Source organism: Bradyrhizobium sp. 197, assembly GCF_023073375.1.
Taxonomy (GTDB): domain Bacteria; phylum Pseudomonadota; class Alphaproteobacteria; order Rhizobiales; family Xanthobacteraceae; genus Bradyrhizobium.
The window spans coordinates 1-13,969 of record NZ_JADPJJ010000174.1 but is presented as its reverse complement, the minus strand read 5'-3'; the positions used below and the strand labels follow the sequence as shown (position 1 = coordinate 13,969).

The window sequence follows — 13,969 nt, the reverse complement described above, 5'->3', positions numbered from 1 at the left end:
GATCCGCTGGCTGAGGATTTTGTTGCGCCAAATCCTCAGCGCTCTCTTCGTGGGGCCGACGATCAATCCGGTCTGAAATTAGCGTTCTTCACGGACGACAACTTAACGAAGTTCCAAGAACGCGATTCGGAGTGTCGGCTTGATGCGCGAAGCGACGCAACTAGGGCGATGAGGCTTCGTCGGACATCAATGCGGCCAGCCGCGCTTCCTCGTCGGGCGTGAGCGGCGGAGCTGGGACGTCTGCGCCAGTTCGCGAGCGCCGGCGGATTTGCAGCCACAGCACCAGGCCGCCGCCCATCAGCAGCAGCGGCGCGAGCAGCCACAACAGCATGGTGTTGCGCTCGAAGCGCGGCTTGAGCAGCACGAACTCGCCGTAGCGCGCGACCAAAAAATCGAGCACTTGCGAATTGCTGTCGCCGGCGGCGATGCGCTCGCGCACCAGGAGCCGCAAATCGCGCGCGAGCGGCGCATCGGAATCGTCGATCGACTGGTTCTGACAGACCATGCAGCGCAGCTCGCGCGACAAGTCGCGCGCGCGCGACTCCTTCGCAGGATCCGACATGATCTCGTCGGGCTGCACGGCGTGCGCCGCAGGCAAGGCCAGCAGCATCAGGGCGACGAACGCAACCATCATCCGGCGCATCGGATCACTCCGCCGGCTGCAGGCGCTGCTTGGCCCGCGCCGGGCTTGGCGCGCCGACCCGCAGGCGCCGGTCGGACAGCGACAGCATGCCGCCGAACGCCATCAGCACCGGTCCCCACCAGATCAATAGCACCAATGGCTTGTGATAGATGCGCACGGCGATGGCGCCCTCGGCGTTGGCGTCTCCGAGAGAGACGTAGAGCTGGCTTGCGCCACGCGTCAGCAGCGCGGCCTCAGTGGTCGACGAGCCGCGGGTGGTGAAGCTGCGCTTGGACGGCGTCATCACGCTGAGCTTCTCGCCGTCACGGCTGACGTTGAATTCGGCGATCATCTCGTGGAAGTTCGGCCCTTGACGCTGAAACAGGCCGTCAAGCTTGACGTCATAGCCGCCGACATGGGCGACGTCGTTCTGCTTCATGGTCGCGATATATTCGCTGTTCCAGGTGGTCTCGCAGACGATTCCGATCAACGCGACGCCGAGGCCAGCATGCGCGAACATCGAGCCCCAGGCCGAGCGCGGCAGACCCCGGGCACGATGCAGCGTCGTCGCGAACGGCAGGCGAAACAAGCCGGTTCGTTCGGCCAGATCCGTCGCGGCACCGGCAATGACGAAGACGCCAAGTCCGATTGCCAATGGCGCCAGCGCGCTGCCGCCGCGCGCCCAGCCCCAGACCATGGCGACGGCGACGAGCCCGGCAACGCCGGCCGCGAGCAGCCGTTGCGTCACGCCGAGCAGATCGCCGCGTTTCCACGCCAGCATCGGCCCGAACGGCACGGCGAGCAGCAGCAGCGTGAACAGCGGAGCGAAGGTGAGGTTGTAGAAGGGAGCACCGACCGACATCTTGAAATCGGCGAGCATCTCCATCGCCAGCGGATAGAGCGTGCCGAACAACACCACCGCGCAGGCGACCGTGAGCAGCAGATTGTTCAGTACCAGCGCGCCCTCGCGCGAGATCGGCGCAAACAGGCCGCCCTGCTTCAACGACGTCGCGCGCCCCGCAAACAGCGACAGGCTGCCGCCGATGAACAGGCAGAGGATCAGCAGAATGAACACGCCGCGGGTTGGATCGGTCGCAAAGGCATGCACCGAGGTGATGACGCCCGAGCGCACCAGGAAGGTGCCGAGCAGCGACAGCGAGAAGGTCAGGATCGACAGGAGGATGGTCCAGACCTTCAGCGCATTGCGCTTCTCCATCACCAGAGCCGAATGCAGCAGCGCGGTGCCGGCAAGCCACGGCATCAGCGAGGCGTTCTCGACCGGGTCCCAAAACCACCAGCCGCCCCAGCCCAGTTCGTAATAGGCCCAGTACGAGCCCATGGCGATGCCGAGCGTCAGGAAGATCCAGGCGACCAGCGTCCACGGCCGCACCCAGCGCGCCCAGGCGGCGTCGATCCGTCCCTCCAGCAACGCTGCGACAGCGAAGGAGAACGAGATTGAGAAGCCGACATAGCCGAGATAGAGCATCGGCGGATGCACGGCGAGACCGATGTCCTGAAGTACCGGATTGAGATCGCGTCCCTCGATCGGCGGATTGGCGATGCGCAGAAACGGGTTCGACGTCACCAGGATGAAGAGATAAAAGGCGCTGGCGATCCACGCCTGCACGGCCAGCACATGCGCGCGCAGCGACAGCGGCAGATTGTTGCCGAAGGCTGCGACCAATCCGCCGAACAGCGCGAGGATCGACACCCACAAGAGCATCGAGCCTTCATGGTTTCCCCACACGCCGGTGATCTTGTAGAGCAGCGGCTTCATGGAGTGGGAATTCTCGTAGACGTTGACGACGGAGAAGTCCGAGTCCACGTGCAGCATCACCAGCGCGATGAATGACGCACCGACGAACAGAAGCTGCGCCAGCGCGGTGGAGCGCGCCACATTCATCAGCGCATCATCGCGCAGGCGAGCCCCGATCAGGGGCACGATGGACTGGATCAGTGCCAGTCCGAGCGCCAGCACCAGCGCGTAATGTCCGGCTTCCGCAATCACCGCACAGCTCCCTGCGAGTTGCCCTGCGCCGTCGTAGCCGCAGGCTTTACGCTATCAGAAGCTTTGGCGTCATAATCATCCTTCCAGTGCCCCTGCTTCTTCAGGGCATCGGCGACGTCCTTGGGCATGTAGGTCTCGTCGTGCTTGGCGAGCACGGTGTCGGCCTTGAACACGCCATCGGCGTCGAGCGCGCCTTCGGCGACGACGCCCTGCCCTTCGCGGAACAGGTCGGGCAAAATGCCCTTGAAGGCGACCGGAAGCTTGGCGCCGCCGTCGGCGACCTCGAAGGTCACTGCGAGATTGTCGCCGCGCTGGAGCGAGCCGGGCTGCACCAGGCCGCCGAGGCGAAACCGCTTGCCGGGCGCGACGTGCTTTTCGGCGACCATGGTCGGCGTCGAGAAGAACACGATGGAGTCGCGCAATGCGTTGAGCACCAGCGCGGCCGCGAGCGCGAGCACGGCGAGCGAGCTGCCGATGATGGTCATACGTCGCTGCTTGCGCGTCATGGCTTATCCGTTCCCTGCTCGTCTCGCCCTGACGTCGTCATCCGTCGAGCCCGAGTGTCTTGAGGCCTTCATTGAGCTGGCGCAGCCGCGCTGTATCGTTGGCAACCGCCTGGCGGGCATCGGTTGATGCGCCCACCGCCTTGTCGCGGTCGCCCATCACGAGATACGCGCGCACCAGCCGCAGCCAACCCTCGACGTCGTCGCCGTTCTGCCTGAGGCGCGTGGCGAGCCGTTCGACCATACCGCGAACCATGGCGTTGCGATCACCCTCCTTCATGTCCTTGGAGGCTGCAAGGGTCTCATCCGACAGCGCCGGCATCGTCGCGCCACCGCCGCCGACCCGCGCGAGCGAGGTCTGCACGAGTGAGCGCCACGGCGCATCCGCGGGCGCTTTCGCCAGCAGTGCGCGCCAGATATTGGCGGCATCGTCCTTGCGGCCGTCCTGCTCGGCGGCGAGACCGAGGAAATAGTTCGCCTTGGGATCGTCGGCGCTGAGCGCGCGCGCGCGCTCGAACTCGGTCTTGGCTTCGGCGGTCACGACGCCACCGGCCGCGGCCGACATCGCTTCGCCGAGATCGGACCGGCGCTCCGCGCTCTCGCCATTGTAGGTGAGCGAGTTGCGATAGGCGCGCACCGCGTCGTCGAAGCGACCAAGCCGCTCCAGCACGGGCGCGATCACGTTCCAGCCACGCCCGTCGGTCGGATTCTTTTCCAGATGTTGCTCGACCTGCACGACCAGATTCTCAAGCGACTGCGCCATGCCGGACCCGGATCCGCGCTCCCGCTGTGCCAGCGGAAAATCCTGAAGCCTGGGCGAGCCGAGCGGCATGTAGACGCCGATCGCAACCAGCGGCAGGCCGGCAAGCGCCAGCACGGCCGCCGCGCGGCGCCATTTGAGGTTGGATTTCGGCGCTAGTGCGGGCTCACTGCCGGCCGCGGCGAGCAGCCTGCGGCTAACCTCGACGCGCGCGGCTTCGGCCTCGGGCGCTGCGATCAGCCCCGCGGCAAGATCACGGTCGATCTCGGCCAGTTGGTCCTTGTAGACCACGACCTCGCTGCCTTGATTTTGCGCGTGTCCGCTACGGCCGAGCGGCAGAAGCACGGCGAAAATCGCCGCGACCGTCATCAGCGCGAACACGAACCATAGCGTCATCTGGCAAGCTTCCGGCAGCGCGCGAGCCGCGCCCACCCGTGGCTTTACACCACGGCCGGACGATGCGGCAATTGACAATTGTCAATTTGACGCGACCGCGCACAGTCCCGAAACGGTGAGAATCCAACGGCTTAGCCGATCTCGAAGTCCACGCTTTGAGCGGCATCCTCGCCGTGCCCATTGAAGGCCTTCAGGAAGTATGTTCCCGGCTCGATGGCGTCGGGCAATCTGATGCGCAACGCCCCGACGGGAACCGGCGATGCAACCCTGGTGAGGGTCTCAGGCAGCTGCCGACCGCTTGCCTTCTCGACCAGCACTACCTTCGCGCCGACCATCAATCTTTGATACTTGGCAACGATGACGCGATTCTCGATTTCGATAGAGCTGATAAGGGATTTCATGCGCCCACAGATAGAAATTCCAAAAACTTGCACGGGGACCGTAGGGCCCGTCACCGGCATCGTCAACCACAAATTGTGATCACTGAAAGATACGCCCGAATCAGCTCGCGCGCGACGATTTACGCTCGCCCGTGGCCGCGTTCTCCGCGGCGCGGCTCATCAGCGAGGCATAATCATCGCCGAACAGCACCTGGCAGAAGCGGATCGCAGCCTGCACCTGCTGCTGCCGATAGGTGCGAACCTTGTGATCGGCCCCGCGCAGCGACTGCACCAGCTGCTCGGTCGAACGCTCGACATATTGCTGGAGGTCGGAATAGGTGCGCAGTGTCACCTCGTTGATCGCAAGCTCGCTCGCATAATTGCGGCAGGTCGCGACAAAATCGATCAGCGCCACGGTTTCCTCGACCTCGGTGCTGTCGATCCGCGCGCCCGGCGGAATGTCCTTCTCGGCGCGCTGGCGCAGGATGCGGCGGACGCGGCCGGGAACGCTGTCGATCTCGGATTGCAGCGCGTTGGAAATGTCGGCCCGGATCGAGGTCAACTGCTTGCCCCAGGCGGAATCGTTGCGGAGGTCGAGCTCGGTGCGCAGACCGCGTACGCCGTCGTGCAGCGTCTTGAGATTGCCGGCGACGTTCTCGAAACGGCTGCGCTTGATGTCCATGCGCAGGATCGCGGCGACACAGGACAGATCATGCAGCGCGATCGTGACGGCGACGCCATAGGGCGTTGCCGCGACGCGGATCTCGTCGTCGGAGGCGGCAATCTTGATGGCGAGGCGGATGATCTGCCACGGCGCGGTCATCCGCTGCATGACGATCGACAGCGCGAAGGGCAGCATCTGCGGCGTCTGAAGGACGGGAATGTTGAGCGCTGAAGTCACCGAGACGATCTGCGCATCGCCGAAGGCGCGCAGGGCGCGCGGCAGCTTCTCGTTCAGGGTGGCGACGGCCTCGCGAACCGCGAGTACCGCCCCGATCGAATAGAGGTCCTCGATCACGTTGGGGGGCCCAACGCGGGCGAGCGCACGCGACTTGTCACCGCCGCCGGGCCCCGTCAGCTCGAAGATGGCCTCCGCGGCGACCGCCTGGAGCTTCGAGGCCAGCGCTTCGACCTGCCCACTGTCGGCCGGCATGCGCGCCAGCGCCGCCTCGAATTCGTTCAGCTTGTCTGGAGCACCGTCGCGGCCGAGCCATTGCCAGATCGGAGCCAGCGAGGAACGGCGGACCTGCCCGACCCGGATCGGGGTACCCGCTTCGACGAGGAATGGTTCCAGCACCTGGAACAGCGGCCGCGACAGATCGTCCGTGCGCGGCGGCAGGGCCTCGTCGGCTTCGGTCTTGCGGACGACCTTGCGCAGCTGGTCAAGCACGAGGGTCGCCACAGCCGTGTCCTGGCCACGCTCCAGCGCACGCTCGAACTCCCGCATCAGCAGCGCCTGCGCCTGCGGCGGGAGCTGCGCGAGATATTCCCTCAGCCGCTCGATCGATGTCTGGCTCATGCGCCCGGGTAATGCACGGTAAATGGCGGACATGGGATGCGTCCGGGCGCGATCTTAGGAGGTCCCACTTAAGAAGCCGTTTAGCAAGTGGCTCCGAATCCCAGCAGTCCCCTTCGGGTGGGTGTCGATTGCGGCGAATAAGCCCATGGGAACAAAGGATTATATTCCGGGCAAGACCAGCTCAGCCCGCAAGCCCCCGGTCGGCGCCCCGCCGAGCGAGAGGCTGCCGCCGTAGAGCGCGGCGAGGTCGGTCACGATCGACAGCCCCAACCCCGATCCGGGCTTGGACTCGTCAAGCCGCTGGCCGCGTCGCGAGACCTTGGCGCGCTCGGCCTCCGACAGGCCGCGGCCGTCGTCGTCGACGATGATACGCAGCCGCGGACCGGCGCCCGCTTGGTGCAGCGTCTCCACCAGAACTTCGATGAAGACCCGCGAGGCCGCCCATTTGCAGGCGTTGTCGACGAGATTGCCGACCATTTCCTCCAGATCCTGCCGCTCGCCGCGAAATTTCGCCGACGGATCGGTCTCGGCCTCGACCACGATGCTGCGGTCGCGGTGGATCTTCTCCATGGTCCGCCGCAGCGCCTCGATGGCGGGGGCAACCTCGGTCACTGTTCCGACGACCGAGACCCGCGCCGCGATGCGCGCGCGCTCCAGATGATGGGCGAGCTGGTCGCGCATCACGTTCGCCTGCTCCATCACCTTGGTCGCGAACGGATCGATGGCATGCGCGCCGGCCTCGTTGACGATGACCGAGAGCGGCGTCTTGATGGCGTGGGCGAGATTGCCGACATGGGTGCGTGCGCGCTCGACGATTTCGCGATTGGCGTCAATCAGCGCGTTGGTCTCGCGCGCCAGCGGCGCGATCTCGACCGGGAATTCGCCCTCGAGCCGCTCCGCCCGCCCCGAGCGAATGTCGGCGATGGATTCCGAGATGCGCTTGAGCGGCGCGAGGCCGAAGCGGACCTGGAACACGGTGGTCAGCAGCAGCACGATGCCAAGCGCGGTGAAGGTGCCGCCGAGATAGTAATCGAAACTGCGCGTCTCGTCGAAAATCTCGGTGTCATCACCGGCGACGCTGACGAGAAATTTGCCGTCCGCGCCGAGATCGACCGGCCGCTCCACCATGCGCAGGTTCTGTCCCTCGGGACCGTCGACATAAGCGATCCGGATGCCGGCGGCGGTGAGCTCTGTGCCCTGCTCTTCCAGCTTCGGCAGCTTCTTGTCCCAGAGCGAGCGGGAGGAGCGCACCTCCGGCTTTTCGGTGCCGGTCCGCGTGATCTGCCAGTACCAGCCGGACAGCGGCAGGTCGAACAGCGGCTCGCCGAGCGACTGGAACTGGCGGTCCGGCGGTTCGTCCGGGGTGGCGACCTCGGCGATCAGCGTGCGCAGATAGAGATTGAGCCGGCGGTCGAAGGCGCGCTCGGTGGCGTTCTTGTAGACCGACGACAGCACCACGCCGGTTATGGCCAGGATCACCACGAGCCACGCGGTCGCCGACAGGAACAGGCGGTTCGCAAGCGAGCTGGCGGGCATCTGAATGATCCCGGAGGCGCGGGGCGGCATGGCATCGGAACTCATGACCCGACCAAGGCCCGCGCCGGGCCGCCCGTCAAGACAAGATACTTCCAGACAAGATACTTCGAGACAACACGCTTCAAGCGCCGGGGGCCGGCGGGGTCAGGAGATAGCCGAGGCCACGGACGGTCTGGATGATGTCGACGTCGAGCTTCTTGCGGATGCGGCCGACGAAGACCTCGATGGTGTTGGAGTCGCGGTCGAAGTCCTGGTCGTAGAGATGCTCGACCAGTTCGGTGCGGGACACGACGCGCCCGGAATGGTGCATCAGGTAGGCCAGAAGCCGATATTCGTGCGAGGTCATCTTGATGGGATTGCCAGATACGCTGACCCGGCCGGTCCTGGTGTCGAGCGTGACGGGGCCACAGCTCAGCTCGCTCTGGGCATGGCCGGTGGAGCGGCGCAGCAGCGCGCGGATGCGTGCCAGCACCTCCTCCAGGTGGAACGGCTTTGCGACATAGTCGTCGGCGCCGGCATCGAAGCCCTGGACCTTGTCGCTCCAGCGGTCGCGTGCGGTGAGGATCAGGACCGGCATGGTGCGGCCGTTGCGCCGCCAGGCTTCCAGCACCGAAATGCCGTCCTTCTTCGGCAGGCCGATGTCGAGCACCACGGCGTCGTAGGGCTCGTTGTCACCGAGATAATGCCCCTCCTCTCCGTCGAAGGCGCGATCGACGACATAGCCGGCGTCGGTCAGCGCCTTGGTGAGCTGGCGATTGAGATCGGGGTCGTCCTCAACGACGAGCAGGCGCACGCTTCTCTCCAGAATTAGGCCGCATGAACACCAGCAGAGATGAGCAATTCCGGCGTGAACTGAATATGAACGCGGGGAACCGGCCGCGTTACTTTTTGGTCATATACGACCTGTTCGCGGCCAACGCACTGCGCCCGCCGGGCCACCGGACGAACGGGGCATGGCGGGCGCAATGTGCCGCGTTACGCGGTGAGTCGGAAGGTACGAACCGTCCGGTCGATGTGCCGGTCAGGTCCGGAAGAACACGAACCAGACGACGGCAAGGATCAGGATCGCGAGCCCAGTCGAGATGGCGAGCAGCGCGGCCACTGACGGCCCGGGTTCGCCCTGACGGGCCTCGGTCGCAGTTTCAACGATCTGACGTTGGTCTCGCGTGGTTGCCATGGTGACCTCAAATCTCTGGCTGTCGCGTCGGATGGCCGCGACCTCCTCGCAACGTGATGTCCCGTGGTAACGCGTGATTGGATATGATGTTCCGGTTTTTACGGCGGGATCAGGCTGCAACCGTGCGCCGGGCGGCCGGTTAACGCAGTTGCAAGATTCCGCTATCCGGCTTGCTATGATTCGTTGTTCCCCGATGGTATCTTCGTCTTCTGTCCCCGTTGCGTTTGGAGTAGCCCATGGCCCCCCGTGCCAATTGGAAGGGTTTTTTGCGCCTCTCGCTCGTGACCTGCCCGGTCGCGCTCTATCCGGCCACGTCGGATACCGAGAAGGTCTCGTTCAACCAGATCAATCGCAGGACCGGCCACCGGATCAAGTACCTCAAGGTCGACGCCGAGACTGGTGACGAGGTGACCTCCGAGGACATCGTCAAGGGCTACAAGGTCGACACCGACACCTATATCGAGGTCACCAAGGACGAGCTCGACGAGATCGCGCTGGACTCCACGCACACCATCGAGATCGACGAGTTCGTGCCGAAGACCGACATCGACAGCCGCTATCTGATCCGCCCCTATTATCTCGTGCCTGACGGCAAGGTCGGCCACGACGCCTTTGCGGTGATCCGCGAGACCATCCGCAGCATGGACAAGGTCGCGATCGGCCGCGTGGTGCTGACCAACCGCGAGCACATCATCGCGCTGGAGCCGCTCGATAGCGGCCTGATGGGGACGCTGCTGCGCTATCCCTACGAGGTCCGCGGCGAGAAGGACTATTTCGACGACATCCAGGACGTGAAGCTGACCAAGGACATGCTCGACCTTGCAAAGCACATCGTCGAGAAGAAGTCTGGCGCGTTCGAGCCCGAGCTGTTCGAGGACCATTACGAGACCGCGCTGATCGATCTCATCAACAAGAAGCGCAGCGGCGCGCCCATCACCGCGAAGGCCGCGCCGAAGACCGGCGGCAACGTCATCAACCTGATGGACGCCCTGAAGAAGAGCATCGCGAACGAGAAGGACGCAAGCCCCGCGGCGAAGACGGCCAAGGACACCACCAAGGACACCACCAAGGGCAAGAAGCCGAAGAAGCGCGTCGAAGGCCAGCGCGAAATGCTGCTGCCGATCGCCGGCAAGGGTGGCAAGGACGCCGCAGCGAAAGCCGCTCCCAAAAAGGCCGACAAGCCGGTGCGCGCGCCGACGCGAGCGAAGAAGGCCGGCTAGCAGCATCGCAGCTCTCGACCTCGCCGTGATGCTTCCCCTCGCCGACCGGCCGACCTGACATGCCCTGGTCGACAGCGTTCGACGACCCCATCTCGTTACGAGGCGGGCGCAAGCTGCGGACGTTGCAAGAGGCTGCCGATCACATCATGGGACTGCCCGCGGATACGCAGCACGCGAGCCATTGGCAGACCGCGATCGAAACTCTGATCAGCGCGGCCGAGACCGGCGGCGGCTGGACGATGTTCGCCCGCATCGCAATGTTGCGGGCGCTGAATGCGGACGGTCGGCGCGAGTGAGCCGGGCGCCCGCTCAAGAACAGGCTCAACAATCCGTTAAGCCGAGCCAGTGCTTTCAGCGCCTGCCTGCGGTCGCGGGGGCGGCACGTAATCCTACGGACGATAAAATTAACCGCCGGTTCCCGCTCAGCGCAGCATGGTCACCCCTCGATTGAACCCGGGGTTTGCAGGCTCGTGCAGCAGCAGGACGCCAGAAAGAACTACATCGGGCTCGTGAACGACACGGCCGAGGAAGAGAGCCTCGCCGGCAACTGCGCGCGGGCGCAGCCGCGCGTGGTGAGCTATCTGGCCGGACGCCTTGCTGCGGTGCTGAAACGCCCTGGCAAGGCCGCGCCGGAACGCCCGATCTCGTCCTGAGACGGGACGACGACCTCGGCAAATGCGCCTGAATTGGGTGACGGAACCTTAAGTCAATCGATGACACCATACAAACCGCAGGTGAGGACCATCCGACCTGCGTTTTGACGCGCCCACAAAAAATTAATGAATCACTTTACCATTCCGATAACGGCACCAGCCTACGTTGGACGGATGAACAGGAGTTGACGATGACTGTGATCAGGTCATTTCTTGCCGACGAAAATGGTGCCACCGCCATCGAGTATTGCCTGATCGCCGTCGGCATCGCGCTCGCGATCATCACGGCCGTGAACAATACGGGCAGCGCACTGCTGAGCGGCAAGTTCAACTCGATCGACGCGGCGGTGAAGTAACCGGCATCGCCGGCGCTCCACAATTCCGGCAGTGCGGGCTAAGACGGGCGCAAATGCAACTGGCGACCGGCTTCCATTCGCTCTCCCGCGGTGAGAGCACGCTGAACCGCGATCCAGCTCAGGAGCGCGACTGCCAGACCTGCGGCCACATCGCAAAAGTAATGGCTTCCGTCCACCGGGGTCGCCGCAATCATCGCAACATTGAGCAACGCGGCGATCCAGCCGAAATATCTGACCGGCCAAAGCGCCAGCAGGAACAGAAGTCCAAGCGCCGCATGCAAGCTCGGAAAGCTGATGATTCCTTCGGCCCCCTCCGCCACCAGATGGCGGAAAGTCCCGTCTCGCAATCCAAAGAATACGGGAAGGGGTAGATCTCGCGTCACCGGTACGATGGCGGGAGAATCAACTATCGACAGATGCAAGTAACCCCAAACTCCCTGCGCCGGCATCAGACTAGAAACGCCGATCGTCAGAAGCGTCGTCAGCACGAAGCTCAGCATGAAGATGCGCAATCGCAGGGCGTGCCCTGTCGCAGCCAGTAAGACGACGACGGCCGTCGTCTGCACGGTAAAGCTCGCATACGCAGTCGCCAGTATTCGATGCAGAAGCGGCGCAGCGTTCATCGCGGCAAGCCACGCCACCCAGTCAAAGCCGACGCGCTGATCCAGTGCGGCGAGGTCGCCGTCCCATAGCGGAAATGCCGCGCCTGCCGCGACATACGACAGAGGCGCTGCCACCGCCGCAAACGCAATGATCTGGGCGGTGCTGATCAGCGCGCCGGCAAGAGCCGCGTCCCTCCTGATGGTTGCGTAGAACCAGCTCATCAAGATGAGCAGACCGGCAACGAGGGCGGCCTTCCGGAATGAAAGCCATTCGATTTGGAAGGGCCCGAGCGTCGACGCGATCAACACGGCGCCGGCCGTGGCGCCGATCGCGATCCAGACGACACGATCGGCCTGCTTCGCCCGGTCGAGGTGGATATCAGCCGGGCTCAGCGTGTCCGTCATGGGGCATCCGATCGCCGGCCTGTTCGTCACGGCTCTCTTGTCACGCTAGCGGGGCAAAATTGCGCCTCCGTTAATGCGGTGACCCTAAGTTGATTTTTGCGAGCATCGCAGTATGGCGTTGTGTCGTGCAGTTGCGCCATCGTCGAGCGCAGGCTCAAACCCCAGCGGCCCGACATGGTGTCTTCCGATAGGCCAATCTTGAAAATCCCGGTTCCCCCTGGCCTGGACCGGTCCGTGACTTTGGTCGTTTTTGCCGTGCTGGCGGTCGCCTCGTTCCTTCCTGTGCTGCTGACCCCCATTCCCGCGATGGTCGATTATCCCAATCACCTCGCCCGCATGTACATTCTGAGCCAGAACGGCACCCCCGACGCCAATCCGCATTACGAGGTGGCCTGGGCCTTCTATCCCAACCTGGGAATGGATCTGCTAGTCCCGCAGATGGCGCGGCTGATCAGTGTCGAGAACGCCACGCGGCTGTTTCTGCTCCTGAGCCAATTATTGATCGTCGGGGGCGCGCTTCTGCTCGAATGCGCCCGGAAGGGACGCGTCCATCTCGCCGGCTTTGCGGCGCTCGCCTTCCTTTACTGTCTGCCGTTCAGCTGGGGCTTCGTCAATTTCGAGTTCGGACTGGGCCTCGCTCTCTGTGGCATCGCCGTTTATCTGATGCTGGCCGAACGCCGATGGCCACTGCGTTTCGTCGTCAACATGGTCTTCGTCGCGGCGCTGTTTGCGGCGCACTTCTTCTCCCTCGGCATCTACGGCGCGACGCTTGGCCTTTACGAGCTCTCGCGCATTTGCGATCGGCGAACATCGTACCGGGTCGCCGCCGCGCGGCTCGGCGCGTTGGCTCTGCCGGCGCTTGTTCTGTTTGGGATCATGCGCATGACCGCGGGATCGATCGGAAGCGAAGGTACGAGCTGGGTCCTCGAATTCAAGCCGATCTGGCCGTTGCGGATCATGAACGGCTACAATTTGACGGTCGCGGCGACGACCGGGCTGACGCTGATGATCTCGCTGCTGTTCGCCGCAAGACGCGGCGTCCTCAAGCTCGAGCCAGCCGGGATCTGGCTCGCGATCGGCTTTGCGCTGCTGTTCGTCGTCATTCCCTCAAAGCTGTTCGGGACCTCGTTCGTCGACCTCCGCGTGATCCCCGCGGCAGCTCTGATCCTGCCTGCCTTCTGCTCGCTGTCGCTGCCCAGTCGGACATGGCGAATGGCTGCACTCGCCGCGATCAGCGGCATCACATTGATCAATCTCGCCGTGGTCTTCGCGGTGTGGTTGCCTTACCGCACCGACTATGCGGCCATCGTCGAGTCGTTCCACAAGATTGATCGCGGCTCACGCATCCTCGTCGCCAGCACGGTCGACAAGGGAGACCCGCCCTTTGCCGACCTCACCTCGTATCCCATGTATTATGCGCCGACACTGGCCGTGCACTATGCCAACGCATTCGTGCCAAATCTATTCACGGAAGCGGGCAAGCAACCCGTGCGACCACGCGAGGCCGTGCGCCGTCTTGCCATTCCCTACGGAGGGCCGGTGCCGTTAGCCATGCTGACCGCGATTGCGGCAAGCCAGCCGCCGACGGAGGTCCCGCCGTTCGTCCGCACCTGGCAGCAGGATTACGACTATCTCTATGTCCTTGGACCGCCGGCTCCAAACCCGCTGCCAGACCTGCTGGAAGCGCTGGACGCCTCCGAGCGATTTGTCCTCTACAAGATCCGCCGCAGGTCCTAGGGTCTGTTGGGATTCAGGATTCTCATCGGGGCTTGGTTGTGATTCAAGCTTGGGATGGACCGATTCGTTTTGACTGACGCCCAATGGGCGAAGAT

15 protein-coding genes are annotated in these 13,969 nt (G+C 64.1%); 5 read left to right on the top strand and 10 right to left on the bottom strand.

Going from position 1 to position 13,969, the window contains the following annotated elements; all coding sequences use genetic code 11:
- Window positions 1-160: 160 nt before the first annotated feature.
- From IVB27_RS38085 to IVB27_RS38045, 9 genes are all read right to left on the bottom strand, one after another.
- Window positions 161-643, bottom strand: a complete 483-nt coding sequence (locus IVB27_RS38085) for a cytochrome c-type biogenesis protein (RefSeq protein ID WP_247447733.1) — start codon at window positions 641-643, stop codon at window positions 161-163.
- A 4-nt stretch (window positions 644-647) separates the two neighbouring features.
- Entirely contained in the window at window positions 648-2,630 is a 1,983-nt protein-coding gene (locus IVB27_RS38080) for a heme lyase CcmF/NrfE family subunit (RefSeq protein ID WP_247447732.1), read from the bottom strand.
- Complete coding sequence (gene ccmE / locus IVB27_RS38075) at window positions 2,627-3,136, bottom strand: cytochrome c maturation protein CcmE (protein ID WP_247447731.1); 510 nt, start codon at window positions 3,134-3,136, stop codon at window positions 2,627-2,629. The genes IVB27_RS38080 and ccmE overlap by 4 nt, the downstream gene beginning before the upstream one ends.
- Window positions 3,137-3,173: 37 nt before the next feature.
- On the bottom strand, window positions 3,174-4,289 hold the full coding sequence (ccmI, locus tag IVB27_RS38070; RefSeq protein WP_247447730.1) for a c-type cytochrome biogenesis protein CcmI: 1,116 nt from the start codon (window positions 4,287-4,289) through the stop codon (window positions 3,174-3,176).
- A gap of 131 nt (window positions 4,290-4,420) precedes the next feature.
- Window positions 4,421-4,690, bottom strand: a complete 270-nt coding sequence (locus IVB27_RS38065; RefSeq protein WP_247350265.1) for a hypothetical protein — start codon at window positions 4,688-4,690, stop codon at window positions 4,421-4,423.
- Window positions 4,691-4,790: 100 nt separating this feature from the next.
- Window positions 4,791-6,188: a hypothetical protein gene (locus IVB27_RS38060; protein WP_247447734.1), complete on the bottom strand. Its 1,398-nt coding sequence runs from the start codon at window positions 6,186-6,188 to the stop codon at window positions 4,791-4,793.
- A gap of 159 nt (window positions 6,189-6,347) precedes the next feature.
- Window positions 6,348-7,724, bottom strand: a complete 1,377-nt coding sequence (locus IVB27_RS38055; RefSeq protein ID WP_247447729.1) for an ATP-binding protein — start codon at window positions 7,722-7,724, stop codon at window positions 6,348-6,350.
- A gap of 121 nt (window positions 7,725-7,845) precedes the next feature.
- A complete protein-coding gene (locus IVB27_RS38050; protein ID WP_247349962.1) occupies window positions 7,846-8,517 on the bottom strand; it encodes a response regulator transcription factor in 672 nt (223 codons plus the stop codon).
- Window positions 8,518-8,745: 228 nt separating this feature from the next.
- On the bottom strand, window positions 8,746-8,901 hold the full coding sequence (locus IVB27_RS38045) for a hypothetical protein (RefSeq protein ID WP_247447728.1): 156 nt from the start codon (window positions 8,899-8,901) through the stop codon (window positions 8,746-8,748).
- A 236-nt stretch (window positions 8,902-9,137) separates the two neighbouring features.
- Between IVB27_RS38045 and ku the strand changes: the two genes are divergently transcribed.
- The 4 genes from ku to IVB27_RS38025 all read left to right on the top strand — a co-directional run bounded on the left by ku (window position 9,138) and on the right by IVB27_RS38025 (window position 11,130).
- Window positions 9,138-10,121, top strand: coding sequence for a non-homologous end joining protein Ku (gene ku, locus IVB27_RS38040; RefSeq protein ID WP_247447727.1), 984 nt, complete (start codon window positions 9,138-9,140; stop codon window positions 10,119-10,121).
- A 59-nt stretch (window positions 10,122-10,180) separates the two neighbouring features.
- On the top strand, window positions 10,181-10,417 hold the full coding sequence (locus tag IVB27_RS38035; protein WP_247447726.1) for a hypothetical protein: 237 nt from the start codon (window positions 10,181-10,183) through the stop codon (window positions 10,415-10,417).
- Between the two features lie 174 nt (window positions 10,418-10,591).
- Window positions 10,592-10,774 (top strand): hypothetical protein, encoded by a 183-nt coding sequence (locus IVB27_RS38030; RefSeq protein ID WP_247447725.1) that lies wholly within the window; start codon window positions 10,592-10,594, stop codon window positions 10,772-10,774.
- 191 nt (window positions 10,775-10,965) lie between these two features.
- Window positions 10,966-11,130 (top strand): Flp family type IVb pilin, encoded by a 165-nt coding sequence (locus IVB27_RS38025; protein WP_247349953.1) that lies wholly within the window; start codon window positions 10,966-10,968, stop codon window positions 11,128-11,130.
- 38 nt (window positions 11,131-11,168) lie between these two features.
- On the opposite strand, the gene IVB27_RS38020 is transcribed toward IVB27_RS38025, so the two are convergent.
- Window positions 11,169-12,137, bottom strand: coding sequence for a phosphatase PAP2 family protein (locus tag IVB27_RS38020; RefSeq protein WP_247447724.1), 969 nt, complete (start codon window positions 12,135-12,137; stop codon window positions 11,169-11,171).
- A gap of 174 nt (window positions 12,138-12,311) precedes the next feature.
- Here IVB27_RS38020 and IVB27_RS38015 point away from each other — a divergent pair, with 174 nt between their 5' ends.
- Window positions 12,312-13,874, top strand: a complete 1,563-nt coding sequence (locus IVB27_RS38015; protein ID WP_247447723.1) for a hypothetical protein — start codon at window positions 12,312-12,314, stop codon at window positions 13,872-13,874.
- The last annotated feature ends 95 nt before the right edge of the window (window positions 13,875-13,969 follow it).

Excerpts from the sequence above, each read along its gene's own strand:
- ccmE (WP_247447731.1), bottom strand. The coding sequence starts at position 3,136 with ATGACGCGCAAGCAGCGACGTATGACCATCATCGGCAGCTCGCTCGCC.
- IVB27_RS38065 (WP_247350265.1), bottom strand. The coding sequence starts at position 4,690 with ATGAAATCCCTTATCAGCTCTATCGAAATCGAGAATCGCGTCATCGTT.
- ku (WP_247447727.1), top strand. The coding sequence starts at position 9,138 with ATGGCCCCCCGTGCCAATTGGAAGGGTTTTTTGCGCCTCTCGCTCGTG.
- ccmI (WP_247447730.1), bottom strand. The coding sequence starts at position 4,289 with ATGACGCTATGGTTCGTGTTCGCGCTGATGACGGTCGCGGCGATTTTC.
- IVB27_RS38020 (WP_247447724.1), bottom strand. The coding sequence starts at position 12,137 with ATGACGGACACGCTGAGCCCGGCTGATATCCACCTCGACCGGGCGAAG.
- IVB27_RS38060 (WP_247447734.1), bottom strand. The coding sequence starts at position 6,188 with ATGAGCCAGACATCGATCGAGCGGCTGAGGGAATATCTCGCGCAGCTC.
- IVB27_RS38025 (WP_247349953.1), top strand. The coding sequence starts at position 10,966 with ATGACTGTGATCAGGTCATTTCTTGCCGACGAAAATGGTGCCACCGCC.
- IVB27_RS38045 (WP_247447728.1), bottom strand. The coding sequence starts at position 8,901 with ATGGCAACCACGCGAGACCAACGTCAGATCGTTGAAACTGCGACCGAG.
- IVB27_RS38035 (WP_247447726.1), top strand. The coding sequence starts at position 10,181 with ATGCCCTGGTCGACAGCGTTCGACGACCCCATCTCGTTACGAGGCGGG.
- IVB27_RS38015 (WP_247447723.1), top strand. The coding sequence starts at position 12,312 with ATGGTGTCTTCCGATAGGCCAATCTTGAAAATCCCGGTTCCCCCTGGC.
- IVB27_RS38085 (WP_247447733.1), bottom strand. The coding sequence starts at position 643 with ATGCGCCGGATGATGGTTGCGTTCGTCGCCCTGATGCTGCTGGCCTTG.
- IVB27_RS38055 (WP_247447729.1), bottom strand. The coding sequence starts at position 7,724 with ATGCCCGCCAGCTCGCTTGCGAACCGCCTGTTCCTGTCGGCGACCGCG.